Annotated in this window: 24 protein-coding genes and 2 tRNA genes; 12 read left to right on the forward strand and 14 right to left on the reverse strand. The window is 72.2% G+C overall.

Translation table 11 applies throughout. From position 1 onward, the window contains the following. Nucleotides 1-190 precede the first annotated feature (190 nt). The 3 genes from ACFVN5_RS07330 to ACFVN5_RS07340 all read left to right on the forward strand — a co-directional run bounded on the left by ACFVN5_RS07330 (nt 191) and on the right by ACFVN5_RS07340 (nt 2,887). Nucleotides 191-973 carry a C40 family peptidase gene (locus ACFVN5_RS07330; RefSeq protein ID WP_376954222.1) on the forward strand — a complete coding sequence of 261 codons (783 nt, stop codon included), beginning with the start codon at nt 191-193 and terminating at the stop codon, nt 971-973. A gap of 360 nt (nt 974-1,333) precedes the next feature. Continuing rightward, nucleotides 1,334-1,831, forward strand: a complete 498-nt coding sequence (locus ACFVN5_RS07335) for an HNH endonuclease (RefSeq protein WP_376954223.1) — start codon at nt 1,334-1,336, stop codon at nt 1,829-1,831. A 135-nt stretch (nt 1,832-1,966) separates the two neighbouring features. Next, on the forward strand, nt 1,967-2,887 hold the full coding sequence (locus ACFVN5_RS07340; RefSeq protein ID WP_376954225.1) for a CHAP domain-containing protein: 921 nt from the start codon (nt 1,967-1,969) through the stop codon (nt 2,885-2,887). Between the two features lie 292 nt (nt 2,888-3,179). On the opposite strand, the gene ACFVN5_RS07345 is transcribed toward ACFVN5_RS07340, so the two are convergent. After that, nucleotides 3,180-4,220 carry a lactonase family protein gene (locus ACFVN5_RS07345; protein WP_376954226.1) on the reverse strand — a complete coding sequence of 347 codons (1,041 nt, stop codon included), beginning with the start codon at nt 4,218-4,220 and terminating at the stop codon, nt 3,180-3,182. An 87-nt stretch (nt 4,221-4,307) separates the two neighbouring features. On the opposite strand from ACFVN5_RS07345, the gene ACFVN5_RS07350 reads away from it, so the two are divergent. Next, nucleotides 4,308-4,379: transfer RNA gene (locus ACFVN5_RS07350), tRNA-Arg, on the forward strand. 45 nt (nt 4,380-4,424) lie between these two features. Here the strand turns inward: ACFVN5_RS07350 and ACFVN5_RS07355 are convergent. The 6 genes from ACFVN5_RS07355 to ACFVN5_RS07380 form a co-directional block, all read right to left on the reverse strand. After that, nucleotides 4,425-5,186: a PspA/IM30 family protein gene (locus ACFVN5_RS07355; RefSeq protein WP_376954227.1), complete on the reverse strand. Its 762-nt coding sequence runs from the start codon at nt 5,184-5,186 to the stop codon at nt 4,425-4,427. Further along, nucleotides 5,183-5,794, reverse strand: a complete 612-nt coding sequence (locus tag ACFVN5_RS07360; protein WP_376954228.1) for a hypothetical protein — start codon at nt 5,792-5,794, stop codon at nt 5,183-5,185. The genes ACFVN5_RS07355 and ACFVN5_RS07360 overlap by 4 nt, the downstream gene beginning before the upstream one ends. A 236-nt stretch (nt 5,795-6,030) precedes the next feature. After that, nucleotides 6,031-6,345 carry an ATP-dependent DNA ligase gene (locus tag ACFVN5_RS07365; protein WP_376954230.1) on the reverse strand — a complete coding sequence of 105 codons (315 nt, stop codon included), beginning with the start codon at nt 6,343-6,345 and terminating at the stop codon, nt 6,031-6,033. A gap of 120 nt (nt 6,346-6,465) precedes the next feature. After that, the gene (locus ACFVN5_RS07370; protein WP_376954231.1) at nt 6,466-7,155 is read right to left on the reverse strand and encodes a TMEM175 family protein; all 690 of its coding nucleotides are present in this window, start codon (nt 7,153-7,155) and stop codon (nt 6,466-6,468) included. Between the two features lie 59 nt (nt 7,156-7,214). After that, entirely contained in the window at nt 7,215-7,487 is a 273-nt protein-coding gene (locus ACFVN5_RS07375; RefSeq protein ID WP_376954232.1) for a hypothetical protein, read from the reverse strand. Next, nucleotides 7,484-7,648: a hypothetical protein gene (locus ACFVN5_RS07380; RefSeq protein WP_376954233.1), complete on the reverse strand. Its 165-nt coding sequence runs from the start codon at nt 7,646-7,648 to the stop codon at nt 7,484-7,486. The genes ACFVN5_RS07375 and ACFVN5_RS07380 overlap by 4 nt, the downstream gene beginning before the upstream one ends. A gap of 183 nt (nt 7,649-7,831) precedes the next feature. Here ACFVN5_RS07380 and ACFVN5_RS07385 point away from each other — a divergent pair, with 183 nt between their 5' ends. Next, nucleotides 7,832-8,899: an ATP-dependent DNA ligase gene (locus tag ACFVN5_RS07385; RefSeq protein WP_376954235.1), complete on the forward strand. Its 1,068-nt coding sequence runs from the start codon at nt 7,832-7,834 to the stop codon at nt 8,897-8,899. A 3-nt stretch (nt 8,900-8,902) separates the two neighbouring features. Here ACFVN5_RS07385 and ACFVN5_RS07390 read toward each other — a convergent pair whose 3' ends face one another. Further along, the gene (locus tag ACFVN5_RS07390; RefSeq protein WP_376954236.1) at nt 8,903-9,406 is read right to left on the reverse strand and encodes an Lrp/AsnC family transcriptional regulator; all 504 of its coding nucleotides are present in this window, start codon (nt 9,404-9,406) and stop codon (nt 8,903-8,905) included. Between the two features lie 131 nt (nt 9,407-9,537). Between ACFVN5_RS07390 and ald the strand changes: the two genes are divergently transcribed. After that, nucleotides 9,538-10,638 (forward strand): alanine dehydrogenase, encoded by a 1,101-nt coding sequence (ald, locus tag ACFVN5_RS07395; protein ID WP_376954237.1) that lies wholly within the window; start codon nt 9,538-9,540, stop codon nt 10,636-10,638. A 108-nt stretch (nt 10,639-10,746) separates the two neighbouring features. On the opposite strand, the gene ACFVN5_RS07400 is transcribed toward ald, so the two are convergent. From ACFVN5_RS07400 to ACFVN5_RS07410, 3 genes are read right to left on the reverse strand one after another with little or no spacing between them, the layout of a single operon-like run. Further along, a complete protein-coding gene (locus ACFVN5_RS07400; protein ID WP_376954238.1) occupies nt 10,747-11,067 on the reverse strand; it encodes a metal-sensitive transcriptional regulator in 321 nt (106 codons plus the stop codon). Nucleotides 11,068-11,101: 34 nt separating this feature from the next. Beyond that, on the reverse strand, nt 11,102-11,410 hold the full coding sequence (locus ACFVN5_RS07405; RefSeq protein ID WP_376954239.1) for a rhodanese-like domain-containing protein: 309 nt from the start codon (nt 11,408-11,410) through the stop codon (nt 11,102-11,104). Between the two features lie 59 nt (nt 11,411-11,469). Then, nucleotides 11,470-13,206, reverse strand: coding sequence for an FAD-dependent oxidoreductase (locus tag ACFVN5_RS07410; protein WP_376954241.1), 1,737 nt, complete (start codon nt 13,204-13,206; stop codon nt 11,470-11,472). 96 nt (nt 13,207-13,302) lie between these two features. Between ACFVN5_RS07410 and ACFVN5_RS07415 the strand changes: the two genes are divergently transcribed. Beyond that, complete coding sequence (locus tag ACFVN5_RS07415; protein ID WP_376954242.1) at nt 13,303-17,061, forward strand: AAA family ATPase; 3,759 nt, start codon at nt 13,303-13,305, stop codon at nt 17,059-17,061. Then, nucleotides 17,061-17,273 (forward strand): hypothetical protein, encoded by a 213-nt coding sequence (locus tag ACFVN5_RS07420; RefSeq protein WP_376954243.1) that lies wholly within the window; start codon nt 17,061-17,063, stop codon nt 17,271-17,273. Before ACFVN5_RS07415 ends, ACFVN5_RS07420 begins: the two co-directional genes overlap by 1 nt. 27 nt (nt 17,274-17,300) lie before the next feature. Here ACFVN5_RS07420 and mscL read toward each other — a convergent pair whose 3' ends face one another. The 3 genes from mscL to ACFVN5_RS07435 are packed head-to-tail and all read right to left on the reverse strand — an operon-like array spanning nt 17,301 to nt 18,745. Beyond that, nucleotides 17,301-17,738, reverse strand: coding sequence for a large conductance mechanosensitive channel protein MscL (mscL, locus tag ACFVN5_RS07425; protein WP_376954244.1), 438 nt, complete (start codon nt 17,736-17,738; stop codon nt 17,301-17,303). Between the two features lie 34 nt (nt 17,739-17,772). Continuing rightward, entirely contained in the window at nt 17,773-18,132 is a 360-nt protein-coding gene (locus ACFVN5_RS07430) for an FmdB family zinc ribbon protein (RefSeq protein ID WP_376954245.1), read from the reverse strand. A 34-nt stretch (nt 18,133-18,166) separates the two neighbouring features. Further along, nucleotides 18,167-18,745: a 5-formyltetrahydrofolate cyclo-ligase gene (locus ACFVN5_RS07435; protein ID WP_376954246.1), complete on the reverse strand. Its 579-nt coding sequence runs from the start codon at nt 18,743-18,745 to the stop codon at nt 18,167-18,169. Between the two features lie 75 nt (nt 18,746-18,820). Between ACFVN5_RS07435 and galU the strand changes: the two genes are divergently transcribed. From galU to ACFVN5_RS07455, 4 genes are all read left to right on the forward strand, one after another. Beyond that, entirely contained in the window at nt 18,821-19,720 is a 900-nt protein-coding gene (gene galU, locus ACFVN5_RS07440) for a UTP--glucose-1-phosphate uridylyltransferase GalU (RefSeq protein WP_376954247.1), read from the forward strand. A 2-nt stretch (nt 19,721-19,722) separates the two neighbouring features. After that, nucleotides 19,723-20,385 (forward strand): GNAT family N-acetyltransferase, encoded by a 663-nt coding sequence (locus tag ACFVN5_RS07445; protein ID WP_376954248.1) that lies wholly within the window; start codon nt 19,723-19,725, stop codon nt 20,383-20,385. 52 nt (nt 20,386-20,437) lie between these two features. Continuing rightward, nucleotides 20,438-21,487 carry a hypothetical protein gene (locus tag ACFVN5_RS07450; protein ID WP_376954249.1) on the forward strand — a complete coding sequence of 350 codons (1,050 nt, stop codon included), beginning with the start codon at nt 20,438-20,440 and terminating at the stop codon, nt 21,485-21,487. A 90-nt stretch (nt 21,488-21,577) separates the two neighbouring features. After that, nucleotides 21,578-21,653 (forward strand) — tRNA-Ala (locus ACFVN5_RS07455). The last annotated feature ends 37 nt before the right edge of the window (nt 21,654-21,690 follow it).

A 21,690-nucleotide genomic window follows, 5' to 3' on the forward strand; every position in this document is an offset into this window, starting at 1 on the left:
GGCACGAAGCCGGTCGGCGGAACAGCATCGAGATCGCCCCCAGGCACCCACCGCTCGATGCAGAACCCGTGACGCGCCGCGTGCGCACGAGGTGGGACGACCGGAACCCGGGTCGTGGGGCGGCGGAGGACACGTTTTGGCTCGAATCTCCCGGCGAGGCGCCACCCGTACCGGCGCTCGCAGGGCCCTCGTGACGGCGAAGGCCGCACCCAAGGCCCTGGCCCCCCAATCCACCGACCTCGCTGAGAAGGTCTCCGCGGTGCCGCTCCCCTCGACCACCCGCCGCCTGCGTCGCGGCGGTGTCGCGAACGTCGTGGTCATGACCGTGGCCGCCGGCATCGTCGGCACGCTCGCGATCCCGGCCTACGCGATGGCCCCCGGCTCGCAGGGTCCGCAGTTCGGCACGAGCGCCGAGACCTCGCTCACCAAGGCGCAGGCCCAGTCGATCGAGGTGACCGACGACGTGGCCGTCGCCCAGGCGTCGAAGGACACGTTCTCCGTCACCACGGGCGAGGAGATCCGCGCCGCCGCCGAGGCCGAGGCGGCCCGTGTGGCCGCCGAGGCGCAGATGGCCGCCTACGCGGCGGCGTACTCCGGGCTTTCCGCCGATGAGCTGGCCGCATCGCCGGTCTACGGGTCGGCGGATCCCGCCAGCTTGTTCTCGGTCGCCCAGCAGTACCTCGGCGTGCCCTACGTCTACGGCGGCGCCACGCCGGCCGGCTTCGACTGCTCCGGCCTCGTCAAGTACGTCTACGCGCAGTTCGGCATCAGCCTGCCCCACTCATCCTCTGCGCAGGGCGCGGCCGGCACCCGGATCTCCGAATCCCAGGCCGTCCCCGGGGACCTCGTGGTGATGGACGGGCACATCGGCTTCTACGCCGGCAACGGCCAGATCCTGCACGCACCGTACGAGGGCACCTCGGTGCGCATCCAGCCGATCTGGACCAGCGACTACTACATCGTGCGCATCTGAGATGTGAACATCGCGTGACGCGAGCTGTGAATGGCGTGCCGGGAGGACCCGGCACGCCATTCGTGCCTTAGCCTTGAACCCTGACGATCCGAGAACCGGGCAGGGGAGAGCCGATGGTCGCGACGCGCAGCATCCATTCCACGGATGCGCGCGCGCAGTTCCACCAACGGCACAGCAGTCAGCCGAGCACGATCCGGGCGACCACGCCGACGGGCACTGTCTTCACGACGGTGCCCGTTCTGCGTTTTCGGACCCTGGTCGCGGCGACGGCACCACTCCCTCCGGTGCGCCACGACGCGCGCTCGTCGTCGATCCGTTCACGCGGCTGGAAGCCATCCAGCCCCGATCGAAAGGCACCCCATGCGCACACTCGTGCTCAACGCGGGCTATGAGCCCCTCGCCGTCGTCTCGTTCAAGCGCGCCCTGCTCCTGGTCATGAACCAGAAGGCCACCGTGCTCCTCCACGAGGAGGGCAATCCGGTGTACGCGACGAGCGGTTCGTGGGAGCGCCCCAGCGTCATCCTGCTCACGCGCTACGTGCGAACACCCCGGGTGCACGCCGTGCCGGTGAGCCGGCGCGGGGTGCTGCGACGCGACGAGCACCGGTGCGCGTACTGCGCGCGCTCGGCGGCGACGATCGACCACGTGCTCCCGAGATCACGCGGCGGCCGGGACACGTGGGAGAACCTCGTCGCCTGCTGCCTGCGCTGCAACAACACCAAGGGCGACCACACGCCGGCCGAGATGGGCTGGCAGCTGCGCTTCACGCCGGGGATGCCGCAGGGTCGCAGCTGGGTCGTGCGCGGGTTCGAGCGGCCGCTTCCGCAGTGGGACGAGTACCTCGCCACGGCCGCCTGAACGGTCCGTGACTTCCCTGCGCCCGTGCCCTATGGTGGAACGAGTCCGGAGACCCCCTGACCTCCGGCGCTCCCGATGAAGCCACCCCGTTCCGGGCTGCACTGCGGCCTCCGACGGGACCCGGAGGTCCGACTGTTGCACGGTGACGAGAACGACGCCCCCGAGCTCACACGCTCCGAGCGCCGAGCGGCCGACCGCGGTCGCGCACGTCGCACCGCGGCGAAGCCGGCCCGTCGCGCCCGAGCGGCCCGAGCGGATGCCGCGGCCGTCGCACCCACGTCCCGTGACGTCGCGGCATCCGACGGCTCGGCTCGCGACGTCGCGGCCGCACCCCGCGCGCCCCGCCGCAACGGCCCCGCGCGCGTGTTCGCGACCGTGCTCGTCGTGCCGGCGATCGTGGGCACGGTGGCGCTGCCCGCCTACGCGATGATCCCGGGCGGCGGGTTCGAGGCATCCGGTGCGTTCAGCCTGGCGAGGGCCGAGGCGCAGAACGTCGACGTGTCGGCGCTCGCGAGCGGCAAGCCCGTGTCGAGCGACGCCTACTCGATCACGACGAAGGCCGAGATCGACGCCGCCGCGGCCGAGGCCGAGCGTGCGGCGTACGGCGCGCAGCTCAACCGCTCGGGGGCGTTCTACACGCCCGCCCAGCAGGCCGAAGGCGACGACTACCCCTGGTGGAACGAGACCCCCGACGACTACGGCGGGGGTCTTTCGCCGCTCCGGTACTACTACCGGGAGTGCGTCGACTTCGTGGCATGGCGGCTCAACCGCGATGCCGGCGTCACGAGTGGGCCGTGGAAGTGGACGTGGAGCAACCTGGCCTCGGGCAGCGCGTATGCGTGGGCCGACGAGTGGGTCCGGCACGGCTGGGCCACGAGCAGCGACCCGATCGTGGGCTCGGTGGCGTGGTTCCCCTACAACCACGTGGCCTACGTGCAGGCGGTGAACGGCGACGGCACGGTCACGATCGAGGAGTACAACCAGAACAGCGACCACTCCTACCACGTGCGCACCATCCCCACCGGGTCGGCGATCTACCTCTACCCGCCCGTCTGACGGACGTCTTGTCGACGCCGTGGCGAAAACAGCACCCAACGTTGGACGACTCGGACAGTGACCCGTGCCGCACCACTCCCGTAACGTGGGACCTCATTCCACGGAGGAGCAGGTGACGGCGATGACGCAGCCCTTGGACGAGGCACGACTCGAGGAGATCGGGTTCGTCGACGAGCTCGCGCCCACGACCTCCGCGATCGTCGTCCTCGGCTACAACTGACGCCCACGCTCCCCGGCTGACGCGCCGCTTCCGGCGCCGGTCGCCTGTCGCTTCTCGCTTCCGGCGCCGGCCTCAGGGAACGCGTGCGAGGCACGCGGGCGCCGGCGTGCCGACGATGCCGACGACCTCGGTGGGCACGCCGTCCTCCAGGCGCACGACCGCGATCGAGTCCGACTGCTGGTCGGCCACGAGCGCGTGCCGCTCGTCGTGCGTGACGTGCAGGTCGCGCGGGTGGCGTCCGCCGGTGGGCACGGACGCCGCGTGCTCGAGCGTGCGCGCGGCGAGGTCGAAGCGCAGGGCGACGAGGGCGTCCGCATCACGGTCGCCGACGAGCACCGTGCCCGCGCGCGTGAGGCGGATCGCCGAGAGGCCGAGTCCGCGCGCTTCGACGCGCTCGTCGACCGGGAACGCCGCGAGCTCGCGGCCCTCGACGAGGTCGACCACGCTCGCGGTGCGATCGAGCTCGTTCGCGACGATCGCGACGTCGCCGGCGATCACGAGGTGACGCGGACCGGCGCCCGCGTGGAGCACCACGTCGTCGGCCTCGTCGTGCGGCAGTTCTGCGGGCAGCCCGTCCAGTGCGAGCACGCGGATCCGGTCGGAGCCGAGGTCGGGCACGAGCAGCCGGCCGCGCTCAGCGTCGACCACGGCCTGATGCGGATGGGGTGACGACTGGCGCTCGGCGTTCGGTCCCGACCCCGCGAAGGCGATCGAGAACACGGCCGACGCCGCGACGTCCGGTGCCGACGGGTGGGCCGTGAGCCGCCCGCCCGAGTAGTTCGCCGCGAACGCCCACGCGCCCGACTCGTCGAACGCGACATGGCAGGGGTCCGCGGCATCCGTCGCCCCCGGCAGCCCGAAGGGCAGCACGTCGTCGCCCTCGAGGGTCCACGTCGACACGGCGCCCTCGGCGACCTCGTGCACGATCGCGAGCACGCCCGTCGCGGCGGAGATGGCGAGGAACATCGGGTTGGCACCGACGTCGACCGGCTCGCCGAGCGTCGTCGAGCCGTCGGCCGCGACGTCGAGCGGGCGGATGCCGCGGGCCGCGGATCCGAGTGCACCCGCCGTGGACGCGCCCACCCAGAACCTCGTGGTCTCCGCTGCCGACATGGTCGCTCCTCCTGCGGCCGTGCCGCGTCCGCGGGCGCCGCGCGCACCGCTGGACACGCTACCCGAGCCGGTAGACTCGTGCGGTCAGCCTCTGTAGCTCAATGGAAGAGCAGCTCCGTCCTAAGGAGAGGGTTGGGGGTTCGAGTCCCTCCAGGGGCACCGCGAAGCGGACGCGGCGACGGTAGCGCCGTCGCGCCTCCCGACCTATCCCTGCCCGATGCTCAGCCACGCGTCGGGTCCGCCGCGCCGCTCGGAACCCGTGACGTCGGGGGAGCCGCCGCCGCGCATCACCTCGAGCTGACGCTCGACCTCGGCCTGCGCGGCGATGACCGAGAGCTGGCGCTCGATGTCGGCGTCGGGCGCCGCTGTCAGGTCCTTGAGCGCACCGCTGGCCAGCAGTTCGTCGGTGGCCTGCGCGCGCGCCTGCATCTGGGCGACGCGGTCGCGCGCCCGGTCGAGGCTCGTGCCGACGTCGTGGATGCTGGCGCCGAGTCCGGCGACCGCCTCGTTCGCGCGCACCTGCGCCTCGGACGCGGTGTAGGTGGCCTTGATGGTCTCCTTCTCGATGCGGAAGGCGGCGATCTGCTCGGAGAGCCGGCGTTCGCGGTCCTGCAGTTGCGCCGTCTGCTGCTGGAGCGACGAGTACTGGTCCTGCAGCTTCGCGACCTGTCCTTCGAGCAGGGAGCGGCGTTCGAGGGCGGCCCGTGCCAGGTCCTCGCGCCCCTGCACGACGGCCTCGTTCGCCTGGGCGCCGAGGCGTGCGTAACGCTCGCCCATCTCCTGCCCCTGCAGCTCGATGCGCTTCTTCGCGGTCGCGACCTCGGCGACCGCCTGGCGCACCTGCTGCAGGAGCTTCACCTGCTGCTCGTAGTTGTCGTCGAGCGTCTCGCGAGGGTCCTCCATGCGGTCGATGGCCTTGGAGGTCTTGCTCCGGAAGATGGTGCGCATCCGTGCGGTGTTGCTCATGATGGGGTCTCCTTCTCTCTGACGGTGGAAGCGATGGGTCGGTGGGCGTCGGGCCGGTTGAGCGCGTGCAGCTCCTCGATGCCGGCGTGCAGCGCGGCGACCTCGCGGTCCATGTCGTCGCGCAGCGTGGTCAGGGCGTCGTCGCTCGGTCCGGTCAGCCCGGATGCCACGGCGGCACGCAGGTGGCGGACGAGCACGGCGACCTGGTCGACGCGATACCGGGCGGCGGGCACCTCCGCGGCGAGCACAGCCTGGTCGGTCTCGCTCTCGAGGAGGCGCAACTGCGCGTCGAGCGCGACCCCCTCCTGCCGGATGCGCGTGAAGAGCCGGGGGAGCTCGCCGCGCGGCCCGGCGCCCTGCGCCGCCAGGTCGACCGCCGCCTGCCCGCTGGCGAGGAGGTCGCCGAGCCGCACGCGCAGGGTGAGGACCGTGCGCTGCGGTCCTCGGCTGAACTGCGCGCGGGTCCGCAACGTCGCGCCGCTGACCCGCCGGTTGCGGCGGATGCGCCGGAACACCGCCCGGATGACGAGGACGACGGCGACGATCGTGAGGACGCCCATCAGGATGACGATCCCGAGCGCGGCGAGCACCCATTCGAGGCCGGTCATGCCGACCATCCCCGCCGGTTCCTCGCGGTGGGCCGTGCGTCGTGGTTCAGGTCCATGGGTCCGCCTTCGTGAGCACCTTCGATTCGGTGATCGCGAGCATGGGACGCGATATAACGCGACGCCATGACGCGATATAACGCAAACCTACGCCGAAGGCGGCGGGGGTGCGAGCGTTCGGAGCGAATTCCCATGCCACCGGCCCTCGAACGGGTGGCGTGGAGGTGCGCCAGGGCCCCTCAGTCGCCGTTCGACGCGTCGTCGATCGGGATGGGCGGCTCGGGCACGACGACGAGCCCGCCCGACGAGCTCGCCACGAGGGCCAGCTCCTCGAGCCACGCGCGATTGAGCTTCGGTCGCCGGTTGCCGTGGAAGACGAACGCGAGCGGCGTCGCCGGGCTGATCCAGACCGTCATCGCCCGACGGTCGTCGCTCCAGGTGAACGGGAAGCTCTCGAGGCGTCGCAGCTTGTTCACGATGATGACCTGCAGGTGGGCGAGGGTCCGGTCGTCGAACTCCGCCGCATGGTCGTCGTCGTACACCAGCGAGCCCATGGGCACTCCGTTCCGCGCGCCGGCGAAGGGTGGTGCGCGGGTGGTGCGCTGCGAGCCGGGCCGGATCATCCTCTCCGCCGCGACGGAATCACGGGAGGGTCTTGACTTGGGCCCTCGCGATCAGGAACGTTCCGACTTGGTCGCCGACTCGGCGACGACCCTCGCCACCGCGCGCTCCGAGAGCGAGCCGCTGAGGGGTCCGATGACGAACAGCAGCGCCCAGCTCCAGCGCGCGGCATCCGCACCCCAGGTGTAGGCGATCGGGATCGACAGGAGGAAGACCGCCGGCGTCGTGAGCGTGTTGAGGAACCGGATGTGGTCGGCCCGGCGCGGCAGGGGGTCCGCGATCATGCCGTCATGGCGGGCCACGTAGAACACGACCGACTGTGCGAGCACGGCGCAGGAGATGTTCACCGCGTAGAGCGCGATGGCGAGCGGCTCGGCTGAGGTCTCGAGGTCGGCGATGCCCTGCGTCGTGAACGGGATGAGCACGACGAACGCGATGGCCACGAGGTTCGCGACGATCGTCGCCGAGCTGAATCCGCGGAACCCGGCGACGAGGCGGTGGTTGACCCGCCAGAAGACGGCGATCACGACGAAGCTGATCCCGAACCCGAGGAGCTGCCATTCGAGCCCGCTGGTCATCAGCTTCGAGAGGCTCGTCCAATCGGATGCCGCGGGCGGGTCGATGTTGACGACGAGCAGGGTCACCGCGAACGCGTACACCGCGTCGAAGAACGCGATCGCGCGGGAGAACTCGACGCTGTCGCGCCCGTACTCCTCAGCGGAGGCCCCCCGGTCCGTGCCCACGACAGGAGTGTGCCGTGCGGCGGGGGCCGCGGGGCATCCGACGCGCCGACGCGCGCCCGTCAGGTCCAGTCGACGGCGTGCACCCAGCCGGCGATGTAGGCCCGCTCGTTCGAGCCGAGCCGGAGGTCGCCCCGGGGGAGCGGCTCGTCCTCGAGCTCGCAGAGCTCGAAGATGCGGCGCACGACGTAGACGCGCAGGGGCGCGTGGAGGTTCTCGAGCACCTCGCGCTGCAGCGGGCGCTCGAGCATGGGCCACCAGATGCCGATCGGCGGGAGTCCGTGCCGGGGTTTCGGCCGGTCGTCGTGGGCCGGCTGGTCGACGATGGCACTCATTGCGCCGGCTCCTCGGCCACGTGCCCGGTGTCGGGGTCGCGCACGACGACGTGCTCGTCGGCGTCGGCGTCCTCCTCGGCCTGCTGGTGCTGCTCGGCGGCGTCGACCGCCTCGTCGAGTTCGTCGGCCGCGCTCGGGTCGGTAGGGTTCGGATCGCTCATCTCAGACTCCTCGCTCGCACGGCCGACCTCCCCCATGGGACCGGCCGATTCCGACGGTACGTCGGCAGCGCTCACCAGGGGCAGGGGATTGACCCCGTTCGGGGGCGGTGCTACCCGAGGCCTCCTCGCGTCCACGGTCGCTCGACGGGTGCGGAACGGCGCCGCCGCCACCATGATGGACGGATGGACCTCCCGGTGATGCCGCCCGTCGCTCCCATGCTGTCGAAGTCGGTGAAGGAGATCCCCGACGTGGGCCACGTGGAGCCCAAGTGGGACGGGTTCCGCACGATCGTGTTCAAGGACGGCGATGAGATCGAGCTCGGCAGCCGCAACGAGCGGCCGATGACGCGGTACTTCCCCGAGCTCGTCGAGGCGCTGCGCGAGAACCTGCCCGAGCGGTGCGTGGTCGACGGCGAGATCATCCTCGCGATCGACGGGCGGCTCGACTTCGACGCGCTCCAGCAGCGGATCCATCCCGCCGACAGCCGGGTGCGCATGCTCGCCGAGCGAGCGCCCGCGTCGTTCGTCGGCTTCGACCTGCTCGCGATCGGCGACGAGGACCTCATGGGCCGACCGTTCGTCGAGCGGCGCACGCGGCTCGAGGAGGCGCTCGCCGCGGCATCCGACCCCGTCTTCCTCACGCCCGCCACCGCCGACCTCGCCGAGGCGCGCGACTGGTTCGTGCGCTTCGAGGGCGCCGGGCTCGACGGCGTGGTGGCGAAGCCCCTCGACGGCACCTACCAGCCCGACAAGCGCACGATGTTCAAGGTCAAGCACGAGCGCACGGCCGACTGCGTCGTCGCCGGCTTCCGCTGGCACAAGACGGGCGGCATCATCGGCTCGCTGCTGCTCGGGCTCTACGGCGACGACGGGCGGCTCCATCACGTGGGGGTCGCCGCGTCGTTCCCGATGGCGAAGCGGAAGTCGCTGGTGGCCGAGCTCGAGCCGTACGTCGCGGACGACCTGTCGCAGCATCCGTGGGGCGAATGGGCCGACCAGGAGGCGCACGCCTCGACGCGGATGCCAGGCGCGGTGAGCCGCTGGAGCGCCGGCAAGAACCTCTCGTTCGTGCCGCTGCGGCCCGAGCTCGTGGTCGAGGTCGCCTACGAGAAGATGGAGGGCGACCGGTTCCGGCACACGGCGCAGTTCCGCCGGTGGCGCCCCGACCGCACCCCCGAGAGCTGCACGTACGAGCAGCTGGAGTCGCCCGACGACCTCGAGCTCTCGGAGATCCTGCCGCTGCAGGGCTGAGGCTCAGATCACGGCGCGCAGGCCCGCCGACAGCGCCGTGTGGTGCTCGAACACGAGGTTCGTCTCGGTGAGCGCGACGGCCGGGTTGGCCGAGAGGTTCTTCAGCACGAACTGCCGCACGTGCTCGCTGTCGCGCACGCGCACGTGGATGAGGAAGTCCTCGGTGCCGCCCAGGAAGAACAGCTGGGCGACCTCGGGCTCGCGGCGGAGCTCGTCGGAGATCTGCTCCATGAGGTGGCGGGCGCCGGGCCGGATGCGCACGCTGACGAGCGCCTGCAGCGTGAACCCGAGCGCCACGGGGTTGATCTCGGCGGTGTAGCGCACGATCACCCCGCGCTCGCGCAGCGAGCGGACGCGGGCGAGGCACGTCGAGGGGGAGATGCCCACCTCGCGCGCCAGCTCGACGTTCGGGATGCGCGCGTTCTCGTGCAGGATCGTCACGATCTGCCGGTCGAGGTCGTCGAGCTCGACGCGGCCCGGTGCGCTGATCTGCGGTGCATCGGCCACGGGCGAGGCTCCTTCCGAACAAGTGAATGAATCGAGTGCATTCTACCGAACAGGATTCGGAAGGTCTTCCAATCCGTCGAACGACACGTCACCATGGAGGCAATCCCACCCCACAGCATTCGGAGATCACCATGCACGTCGGCGTGCCCGCAGAGGTCAAGAACAACGAATTCCGCGTCGCGATGACGCCGGCGGGGGTGCACGCCCTCGTCGGGCGCGGCCACCGCGTCGACATCCAGGCCGGTGCCGGCCTCGGTGCCGGCTACACCGACGAGGAGTACCGCGAGGCCGGCGCGACGATCGTCGGCACCGCCGCCGAGGCGTGGTCGGCCGAGCTCGTGCTCAAGGTGAAGGAGCCGATCGAGCAGGAGTACGGCTTCCTCCGCGAGGACCTCACGCTCTTCACCTACCTGCACCTCGCCGCCGACCTGCCGCTCACGCGCGCCATCCTCGACTCCGGAGTCACGGCCATCGCCTACGAGACCGTGCAGCTGGCCGACCGCTCGCTGCCGCTGCTCACCCCGATGAGCGAGGTCGCCGGCCGGCTGGCGCCGCAGGTGGGCGCCGCGTCGCTGCACGCGTCGAAGGGCGGCCGCGGCGTGCTCCTCGCCGGCGTGCCCGGCACCGCGCCCGCCAAGGTCGTCGTGATCGGCGGCGGCGTCGCCGGCGAGCAGGCCGCCGCGACCGCGATGGGCATGGGCGCCGACGTCACCGTCTTCGACATCTCGCTGCCGAAGCTGCGCGAGCTCGACGCGCGCTACGAGCACCGCATCAAGACGCTCGCCTCGTCGTCGTACGAGATCGCCCGCCAGCTCAAGGACGCCGACCTCGTCGTCGGTGCCGTGCTCGTCCCCGGCGCCGCGGCGCCCAAGGTGGTCACCGACGACATGGTCGCCCAGATGAAGCCGGGCGCCGTGCTCGTCGACATCGCCATCGACCAGGGCGGATGCTTCGAGGGCTCGCACGCGACGACCCACGCCGACCCGACCTACCGGGTCCACGACGCCATCTTCTACTGCGTCGCGAACATGCCCGGCGCGGTCCCGGCCACCTCGACGCCCGCGCTCACGAACGCGACGCTGCCCTACGCCATGCGGATCGCCGACCTCGGCTGGCAGGCCGCCCTCGCCGAGGACGCCGCCCTCGCGAAGGGCCTCAACGCGACCCGCGGCCGCCTCACCAACGAGGGCGTCGCGAAGGCGCACGGCCTGGAGCTGCACGCCGCGCTCTGATCCCGATCAGGACGAGCACGAAGCGCCGGCCCGATCTCGGGTCGGCGCTTCGGCGTCGTCGCGGACTCGGAACGTCGCGGTGACTGCGAGGTCAGGCGACTCCGCGTGTCAGGAGAGCGAGAGGAAGAGCTTCTCGAGCTCGTCGAACGTCAGCGGCTCGGAGGCCTCGGCGCCGTCGGCACGGCGTGCACCCCCGGATCGGGCGGGCGTCGCGGCATCCGTCGCGCAGTCGCGCATCGCCGACGAGATGATCGCGAAGCCGGCGCGGTCGAGCGCGCTCGAGACCGCCGCCAGCTGGGTGACGACCGTGCGGCAGTCGCCGCCGGCCTCGACGGCGTCGATCACCGCGTTCAGCTGGCCGCGGGCGCGCTTCAGGCGGTTGAGGATGCGCCGCTGGGCGTCCTGCTGCTCGGTTCCGACGGTGCTCATGCGATGGTGCCTGCCTTTCCGCTGTCCACGATGCTCATGATGGAGCCCCGGCGACGACGGGGAGTCCGGATCGATGCCACGCCGTGATGCCGCCGTCGATGTTGACGGCGTCGACGCCCTGTGCGGCGAGGAACTGCGTGGCTTGCGCGCTCCGGCCGCCGACGGCGCACATGAGGTAGACGGTGCGGTCGCGCGGCACCTCGTCGAGGCGCGCGACGAGCGAGCCGAGCGGGATGTGCACGGCGCCGTCGACGCGTGCGCGGGCGACCTCCTCGGGCTCGCGCACGTCGATGATGTACGCGTCGCCGAGGGCGTGCGCCGCGGTGGGGGAGATGGTCTGCATGTCGGGTCCTTCAGGGGTCAGCGGTCGGTTCGTTCGGGTCAGGGGTCGGTTCGTTCGGGTCAGGCGGCGCGCAGGTCGGCGGTCGTGGCGTCCGCGGCGTGCTCATGGGCTCGCGCACGCATGCCGTCCCGCCACGTGAGGTAGCCGCCGTCGAGGTTGACGACGTCGTGGCCGAGGCTCGCGAGCAGTCGCGCCGCGGTGTGCGCGCCCTGCCCGATGCGGCAGTGGACGACGATCCGGCGCCCGGCGTAGGCGTCGGCGCGCTCGCGCAGCTCCTCGACGGGGATCCAGGTCGCCCCCGGGATCGCGCCCTCCGCGAGTTGGCCCGCCGCGCGCACGTCGAGCAGGACGGCGCCGTCGGCGACCGCGTCGTCGAGTTCGTGCCACTGGATGGTCGCGTCCTCGCCGTCGGCGAGGTTGCGCGCGATGTAGCCCAGCATGTTCACGGGATCCTTCGCCGACCCGTACTGCGGTGCGTAGGCCAGCTCGAGGTCGGCGAGGGCGGATGCCGCGAGGTCCGCCGCCATCGCGGTCGCGATGACGTCGATCCGGCGCGCGACGCCCTCGGTCCCCACCGCCTGCGCACCGAGGATGCGATCGGTGCGCGCGTCGACCACGAGCTTCAGCGACATCGGGCGCGCGCCGGGGAAGTAGCCCGCGTGCGACAGCGGGTGCGAGTGGATGACCCGGACCTCGATGCCGCGCGACCGCGCGTGCTCCTCCGACCAGCCGGTCGACGCCGCCGTCAGGCTGAGCACGTCGATGACGGCCGTGCCGAGGGCGGACGCTGAGATAGACGGGCGACCCGCGATCGCGTCGGCGACCGCGCGGCCGTGCCGGTTCGCCAGGCCCGCCAGCGGCACGAGGCGCGCGGAGCCGTCGACCCGGTCGCGCTTCTCGGCGACATCGCCGATCGCGTAGATCGCGGGGTCGCTCGTGCGGTGCGCGTCGTCGACGACGATGCCGCCGGTCGCCCCGATCTCGAGGCCTGCTGCGCGAGCGAGTCCGGACTCGGGCACGACGCCCATCGCGGCGATCACGAGGTCGGCGGGCAGCACGCTCCCGTCGTCGAGCACGACGCGACGCGCCTCCACCGCCGTGACGGTGTTCCCGAACCGCAGGCCGAGTCCGCGCTCGAGCACGTGCTCGGCGAGCGGAGCCGCCATCTCGGGATCGAGCCCGCCGATGAGGCGCGACGAGCGCTGCACGATCGTTGTCGCGAGGCCGCGACGGTGCAGGTTGTCGGCCATCTCCACGCCGATGTACCCGCCGCCGATGACGACGGCCCGGGCGCCCGAGGGCAGCCCGTCGACCGCGACCATGACGGCGTCGAGGTCGTCGAGCGTGCGCAAGGCGTGGAGCGGGGCATCCGGTGCGACGCGATCGGGGAGGCGCGGCGCCGCACCCGGCGAGAGGACGAGCTCGTCGTAGCCGAGCTCGTAGTCGGCGCCGTCGGCGGGCCGGACCGTGACGCGGCGTGCGGCGCGATCGATGGCGACGACCTCGCTGCGCACGCGGGCGTCGATGCGGAAGCGGGCGGCGAGGCGGGCGGGGTCCTGCAGCTCGAGCGCCGCCCGCTCGGGGATGACGCCGGACACGTGGTAGGGGAGTCCGCAGTTCGCGAACGACACCGCGCCGCTGCGCTCGAGCACGAGGATCTCGCGGTCCTCGTCGAGCCGGCGCAGGCGCGTGGCTGTGGACATGCCGCCGGCGACGCCGCCGACGATGACGGTCACGGGTGCGGGTGCGGGTGCGGGTGCGGGTGCGAGGTGGTGCGGGGTGGAGCGATGGTGCATACCCCGAGGGTATACGAATACCCCAAGGGTATCCAAAACGAGCCGGAGCCCGGCGAGGGTCCCGGGAATCCGCGCGATCGCACGTATGGTGTCGGTGTGTGGCGGCTCGATCGGAACCATGACGAGGAGGACTTCCTCGGTCCCGAGGCGGATGCCGCATCCGATGGAGCGACTCCGGAACCCATGCGACAGGACATCACCAGCCCAGACGGCGTGAGCCTCGGCAACCCCGAGCTCGTCGCCGGGAACGTCGCCGAGCCCTCCTGGCGACGCTGGCACGGCGAGCTCGCCGAGGTCGGCGGACGGTCGCCCCTCGTCCGCTTCGTCGACACTCCGCGCACGCGCATCGAGCTCTCCACGACGCATCCGGGCGGGCTGCCGCAGTTCATCACCGGCAAGTCGACCCTGCTCTCGAGCCTCATCCGCGACGAGCTCGCCCTGCGCAACGCGCGGCTCGCGGCCGCCGAGATCACGCAGAAGGGCGTCGAGCTGCGCTCGGTGCGCGGCATCGAGTCGGTGCACCTCGCGATCGGGCTCGCCTCCTGGCGCAACGGCGGCGAGGAGTTCCTCGCACCGGTGCTGCTGCGCCCGCTCGCGATCCGCCGCTACGGCCGCGACTTCGAGCTCAAGCTGAAGGGCCAGCCGTTCCTCAACCCGGCGCTCGCGCGCGAGCTCCGGGAGCAGTTCCGCATCACGCTCGACGCCGACGCGTTCGTCGCGCTCGCGATCACGAACGGCGTGTTCAAGCCGCAGCCCGTCATCGACCGGCTGCGCGGCCTGACCTCGCACCTGCCGTGGTTCCACGTCGCGCCGCGCCTCGTGGTCTCGTCGTTCGCCGAGGTCGGCCCGGCGATGGCCGCGGATGTCGCTGAGCTCCACCACCCGGTCATCGACGCCGTCGCCGGCAACAAGGCGGCCCGCGCGGCGATCGCCCAGCAGGGCGAGCGCGTGCGGCCCGTGCCGCAGGACGAGCGGCCCCCGTCGACCGACACGCTGCTGCTCGACGCCGACTCCGAGCAGGAGCAGGTCGTCGCCGAGATCGAGGCCGGCACCTCGCTCGTCGTGAAGACGCTGCCGGGCACCGGCGGCACGCAGACCATCGTGAACGCCATCGGCGCGCTCGTGGCGAAGGACAAGCGCGTGCTCGTCGTCGGCGCGCGGCGCGCGAGCCTCGACGGCATCGTGCACCGGCTCGGCCAGGTCGGCCTCGGGGGCGCGGCGGTGACGACCGCGGGCCTGCGACGCGACCTCATCCAATCGATCTCGCGTAACGAGAAGGTCGAGCAGCCCCGCGTCGCCGACGTCGACGACGCCCTCGTGCGCCTGCGCAAGGTCCTCCTCGACTACCGCTCCGCGCTCACCCGGCGCGACCCCGAGCTGAAGGTCTCGGTGCTCGACGCCCTCGGCGAGCTCGCCCGCCTCGCACTGCTCGACCGCCCGCCGTCGACGACCGCACGGCTCGACCATGCTGCGCTCGTCGGTCTCGCGACGGGTCGCGAGCAGGTGGCCCGCGACCTCGCGCGCGCGGCCGAGCTCGGCGAGTTCCGCTACGGACCGGGGGACTCGCCCTGGTACGGCGCCTCGTTCACCTCGTCGGAGGAGGCGGCCCACGCGCACGAGCTCGCGAAGCGCCTCAGCACGACGGAGCTGCCGCGCCTGCTCGAGCGCGGTCGCGCGCTCATCGCGCAGACCCGGCTCCGCACGTTCGAGTCGGTCGCGGAACTCGGCGTGTTCCTGCGGCTGCTCCTCGACGTGCGCGACACGCTCGACAAGTTCCTGCCCTCGGTGTACGACCGGCCGCTCGGCGAGCTCATCGCGGCGACGTCCTCGCGGCGCGACTCGCCCGGGATGTCGGGCGCGAACCGCCGCCGGCTGCGCCGCCTCGCGCAGGAGTACGTGCGCCCCGGCGTGCACGTCGGCGACCTCAACGGGGCGCTCCGCGGCATCCAGCAGCAGCGCACGCTCTGGCAGCGCTACTCGGAGGCGGGTGCCATCCCCGCCGTGCCGGTGGGCATCGACGACGTGCACGTGGCCTACCGCACAGTCGCGACCGACCTCGCCGCGCTCGACGCCCCGCTCGGCGTGGTGGGCACGCCGCGTCAGCTCGCCGCGCGTCCCGTGCGCGAGCTCGAGGCGAACCTGGCCGGCCTCGCCGCCGAGTCGGAGGTGCTCACCAACCTGCAGGAGCGCACGGCCGTGCTCTCGCGGCTCCGCGACCTGGGCCTCGACCCGCTGCTCGTCGACCTCGCGAAGCGCCACGTGCGCGAGCGCGCGGTCGCCGCCGAGCTGGAACTCGCCTGGTGGCAGTCGGTGCTCGAGCTCATGCTCGCGGGCGACAAGGCGCTGCTCGGCGCGAACACGACCGTGCTCGACCGGCTCGAGGGCGACTTCCGCCTCGTCGACGAGGCGCACGCGTCGGCCGCGGGTCCCCAGCTGGCCTGGCACCTGGCCGAGAACTGGAAGGTCGCGCTCGTCGACCACCCCGACGAGGCCCAGCAGCTGAAGCGGATGCTGCGCGGCGATCGCGTGCGTCCTGCAGCGCTGCACGACGAGACGCCGCACCTGTTCCGGACGCTCGCCCCGATCTGGCTCGCCTCGCCGTACGAGGTGCCCGAGATCGACGACGACATCGCGTTCGACGCCGTCGTGCTCGTCGACGCCGGATCGACGACGATCGCCGAGAACCTCGGCGCGATCCGTCGCGCCCGTCAGGTCGTCGCGTTCGGCGACCCGGTGACGCAGACGCCCACCCTCTTCGAGACCGGCCTCGACGACGGCGACCGCGAGGGCCGCTCGACGGAGCACGGCGTGGACGCGCTGCACGCCGACTCGGCGCTCGCGCGGCTCGGCGAGCTGCTGCCCACGCTCACGCTCACGCGCAGCTACCGCGCCGGCGGCGAGGACCTCGCCGAGCTCGTGAACCGCCGCTTCTACGCCGGCCGCATCGAGTCGCTCCCGTGGGCGGGCAGCTACCTCGGGCACGGCAGCCTCGGCCTGCACTACGTGCGCGGCAACGGCCTGCCCGACGCCGTGACCGGCACCGTCGAGAGCATCGACCCCGAGGTCGCGAAGGTCGTCGAGCTCGTCATGGAGCACGCCGTCAAGCGCCCGCGCGAGTCGCTCATGGTCATCACCGCGAGCACGAAGCACGCGGCACGCGTACACCAGGCCGTGCTCGCCGCGTTCGCGAAGCGCACCGACCTCTCGGACTTCATCCTCAAGGACCGCGCCGAGCCGTTCACGGTGCTCACGCTCGAGCAGGCCGTGGCGCAGAGCCGCGACCGCGTGATCTTCTCCGTCGGCTACGGGCGCACGCCGCACGGGCGCCTGCTCTCGAACTTCGGCTCGCTCGGCGAGCCGGGCGGCGACCGGCTGCTCGCGGTCGGCATGACCCGCGCGCGTCGCTCGATGGACCTCGTCTCGGCGTTCCGCCCCGAGGACATCGACGCCGACCGGCAGGCCCACGGCGTGCTCGCGCTCGCCGAGATCCTGAGCCAGACCGAGGAGCGGGCCGCCGGGAACGACCACGAGGACGCCGGCGAGTCGATGCTCGGCGACCTCGCGCGCCGGCTGTCGCGCCGCGGCATCCGGGTCAGCGTCGGCCACCGCGGCCGGCTCGCCCTCGCGGCCGCGCACGCCGGCAAGGCCGTCGTCGTCGAGACCGACGAGGCGTTCACCGGGCTCAGCCTGCGCGAGTCGCTGCGGCTGCGCCCCGACGTGCTGCGCCGGCTCGGCTGGCACTACCTGCGCGTGCACAGCTTCGAGCTGTTCGGCAACCCCGAGGCGGTCGCGACGCGCGTCGCCACGCTGCTCGGCAAGCCCGAAGCACGACCCGCGGATGCCGCGGCGGGCTGATGGCCGAGGACGAGCGCCAGCACGTCGAGCGCGCCGGCGGCCGCGCCCGACGTGCGCGGCTGACGCCCGCTCCGGGCACCGATCCGACGCCCGAGGCGCCCGTGCCGGGCGCGGGCGAGGACGGCGAGGCGCGGCCGGCGAAGCGGAAGCCCGGTGCCAAGGGCGACCCAGACGACGACCGCATCACGCGGGAGCGACCGCCGCACTGGTGAGGTGCGCGGGTACGGCGCGCGGCTCGGCTAGTCGCGCCGGCCGGCGCCCTCGCGCTCGCGCTCCGCGGCGAGCAGGTCGCGGATCTCGGACAGCAGCGTGAGCTCGGTCTCGGGTGCGGCCGGGTCGGGCTCGCCCGTCTTCCGCTTCTGCTCGGCCCGGTCCTTCAGGGTGTTCATCGGCAGCACGAAGACGAAGTACACGACCGTCGCGACGATGGCGAAGGCGATGATGGCGCCGAGCACCGCGCCGAACTTCACCTCGGCGACGCCGCCCGTCAGGGTCGGGATCTCGAGCACGAGCGCGGTGTCGAGGCTGTCGGCCTGGAAGATCACGCCGATCAACGGGTTGATCAGGTTGTTCACGATCGAGTTCACGACGGCGGTGAACGCGGCGCCGATGACGACCGCGACGGCCAACTCGATCACGTTCCCGCGAAGGATGAATTCCTTGAAGCCCTTGAGCACGGTCCCTCCCAGACGATCGGTCTCCGACGGCACGTCAGGCCACGCTAGCGGAGGATCCCGACGAGGTCGAACCCGAGGAGGAGCCGCCGCCCGAGGAGGAGGAGCTCGACGAGGAGGAGTCGGACGACCCCGAGGACGAGCTCGACGAGGAACCGCCCGACGAGGCATCCGACCCGCTGGACCCACCGGAGCCGCCGGCCCCGCCCTTGCCGCCCTCGCCGCGCGAGTCGGTGCGGTAGAAGCCCGAGCCGTTGAAGGTCACGCCGATGGTGTTGAAGAGCTTGCGCAGGCGGCCGCCGCACACGTCGCAGACGGTGAGCGCGTCGTCGGTGAACGCCTGGTGGATGTCGAAGGCGTTGCCGCACTCGGTGCAGCGGTAGGAGTACGTGGGCATGTGGGTCTGACTCTTCCGGATCGTGGCGCGCCGCTCAGAACGCGATGATGCGCGTGGGCGTCACGACCCCGTTCACGGGCTGGTCGTGCACCTCTCGCGGCACCTCGTCGACGAACTCGCTGTCGAAGACGACGGCGTACACCGGAGGACATTTTTCCATCGAACCGAGGGTCTTGTCGAAAAAGCCCCGTCCCCACCCGAGCCGCATGCCCGTCTGGTCGACCGCTGCGGCGGGCACGAGGATGAGGTCGACGTCGTTGATGGCCATGGGCCCGAGCAGCTCGCCGTCGGGCAGCGGCACGCCGTGCAGCCCGATCGACTCGGTCTCGTCCTCGCCGACGGTCCAGTCGAGCAGGCCGTCCTCACGGGTGACGGGGAACAGCACGCGGATGCCGCGGGCCTCCGCCCAGTTCACGAACGGCCGGGTGTTCGGCTCGTTCGGCATCGACAGGTAGCACGACAGCGACTCGGCCTCGGTGGTCCCGACGAGCTCCTCGAGGCGGGCCGTGAAGCCCTCGGTCGCGAGCTCCCGCTCGTGCGCCGGCATGTTCTGCCTGCGCTCTCGGAGCTCGGCGCGGAGCACGCGCTTCTGGACGTCCGGATCGTCGGGCATGCCACACATCCTAGGGCGGTGCAACGTGACGCCCGGCCCCTGCGCCCCGCCGGGTCATGCGGATACGCTGTCCGCATGACTCAACGGATCACGAAGGCCGTCATCCCTGCGGCGGGCCTCGGCACGAGGTTCCTCCCGGCGACCAAGGCGATGCCGAAGGAGATGCTCCCCGTCGTCGACAAGCCCGCGATCCAGTACGTGGTCGAGGAGGCCGTGGCCGCCGGGCTCGACGACGTCCTCATGATCATCGGCCGCAACAAGAACGCGCTCGCCAACCACTTCGACCGCGTCGCCGAGCTCGAGTACACGCTCGAGACGAAGGGCGACAACTCCAAGCTCTCGACGGTGCAGGAGTCGAGCGACCTCGCCGACGTGCACTTCGTGCGCCAGGGCGACCCCAAGGGTCTCGGCCACGCGGTGCTGCGAGCCCGCAAGCACGTGGGCGACGAGTCATTCGCTGTGCTCCTCGGCGACGACCTCATCGACGCCCGCGACCCGCTGCTCACGCGCATGCTCGCCGAGCACGGCAAGCGGGATGCCACGATCGTCGCCCTGCTCGAGGTCGACCCGGCCTCCATCCACATGTACGGCGCGGCCGAGGTCGAGGCCACCGACGACCCCGACGTCGTGCGCGTCACGGGCCTCGTCGAGAAGCCCGCCGCCGACGTGGCGCCGTCGAACCTCGCGGTCATCGGCCGCTACGTGCTGAAGCCAGAGGTGTTCGACATCCTCGAGCGCACGCGCCCGGGCAAGGGCGGCGAGATCCAGCTCACCGACGCGCTCATGGAGATGGCGGGCGACGTCGACGGCGCGGGCGGCGTGTACGGCGTCGTGTTCCGCGGCCGTCGCTACGACACGGGCGACAAGCTCGACTACATCAAGGCGGTCATCCAGCTGGCCGCCGATCGCGACGACCTCGGCCCCGAGCTCAAGCCGTGGCTCGTCGAGTACGTCGCCGGCCTCGAACGGAGCTGACGATGGCGACGGCCGCGATCCCCACGCTGCGTGACGGGGACGTCACCCTGCGGCCGATCCGTGCGCGCGACGCCAAGGTGCTCGAGCGCGTGCTGCTCGACAACCGCTCGTGGCTGCGCCAGTGGGAGGCGACCTACCCAGGCGGGGGCACGGTGATCGACACGCGCGCGAGCATCCGCAACCTGCTCGCCCACGCGCGCACCGGGCACGCCCTGCCGTTCGTGATCGAGGTCGACGGCGAGCTCGTCGGCCAGCTCAACGTCTCGTCGATCACGTTCGGATCGCTGTCCTCGGCCTCGATCGGCTACTGGGTGTCGCAGGCGCACGCCGGGCGCGGCATCACGCCGGCCGCCGTCGCCCTCGCGACCGACTACTGCTTCTCGACCCTGCGCCTGCACCGCATGGAGATCTGCATCCGCCCCGAGAACGCGCCGTCGCTGCGCGTCGTCGAGAAGCTCGGCTTCCGCTACGAAGGACTGCGGCGGCGGTTCATCCACATCAACGGCGACTGGCGCGACCACTTCTCGTTCGCGCTCGTGGCCGAGGAGGTGCCGCGGGGCGTGCTGCGCCGCTGGCACGAGGGACGCGTGCCCGAGGATGCCGCGCGCATCAGCGCCGAGGACCGCGCGGCCGCCGCGTACCCGCTGCACGTCGCCGATCGCTGAACACGCGCGCGTCCAGCGGTGCCGATCGTCCGCTGGGGCCTAGCGTTGTCGCATGGACGTGATCGGCGGGGGCGTGCTGGTGGCAGCGGCCGCTGCACTCTGGATCGCGTACCTCCTGCCGAGCTGGCTTCGCCGCCGGCAGTACCTCGCCACCGAGCGCAACGCGGTGCGGCTGCAGCAGACGCTGCGCATCCTCGCCGAGACGGCTGAGACGCCCGAGGCGGTGCGCGTCGAGGCCACCGCCCGGGAGGTCGCGACGCAGCAGCGCATCCTGCACGAGCACGAGGTCACCGCCCGACTCGCGGCCGAGGCCGCCGAGCACCTCGCGATCGCCGAGCGCCGTGCCGCCGAGGAGGCGGCCGAAGCCGCGCGCGAGCTGACCGCGTCGGCCGCCCCCATCACCGAGCCGATCCCCACGGTCGCGTCGGCGCAGGCGGCGGCCGCGCCGACGGGTACCACGTCGACGGATGCCGCGAGGCGCCGTCGCTCGCTGCGCCGTCGCCGCGGGCTGAGCTCGCTGCTCCTGCTCGCGGGCTTGCTGACCGTGATCGGCGGACTCGTCGCGGCCGCGTTCGGCGCGTCCCTGCTCATCGCGGCGGGCGGCGCGCTCGCGATGGTGCTCGCGTTCACGTTCCTCGCCGGGCTCGCCCGCGTGCACATCGCCACGCCGGTCGCGGCGCCGGTCGCCCTGCCCGAGGCGGCGCCGTTCGAGCCGATCGAGCTCGCCGATGAGGAGCCCGAGGACCACGGCTGGACGCCGCAGCCGCTGCCGAAGCCGCTGCACCTCTCGCGCGGCACGATCGCGGCGGCCGCCATGGCGTCGATCGAGGCCGCCGAGCGGCTGCGTCGCTCGTCCGTCGAGGCGGAGCTGGCGCGCCGCGCCGAGGAGCTCGAGCCGGCCGTGCCGTCGATCGAACGGCCGTCGCGCGGGGCCGAGGCGCCCGCGGCATCCGCTGCCCCCGGTGCCGCTCGTCGCGAGGCGCCGCGCACGGCAGAGGCCGAGCCGGCGAGCCCGTATGCCCGCATGGGCATCGTCGAGGAGGCGCCGCCCGGATTCGGCGACCTCGACGCCGTGCTGCGCCGTCGGCGTCAGGCGGGCTGACCCGCATTCACCCGGCCGGCGACCCGCCGACCGCAGCCGTCCGGGTGGTCTGGATCACGCTCCGAGTGATGATAGAGTCGTTGACGGCTCGGGCCCATGGCGCAGTTGGTAGCGCGTCTCGTTCGCAATGAGAAGGTCGGGGGTTCGAATCCCCCTGGGTCCACCATCGCGAGGCCGGCTTCTTCGGAAGCCGGCCTCGTCGC

The sequence above is a fragment of the Agromyces sp. NPDC057865 genome, from assembly GCF_042796995.1.
Lineage (GTDB): Bacteria > Actinomycetota > Actinomycetes > Actinomycetales > Microbacteriaceae > Agromyces.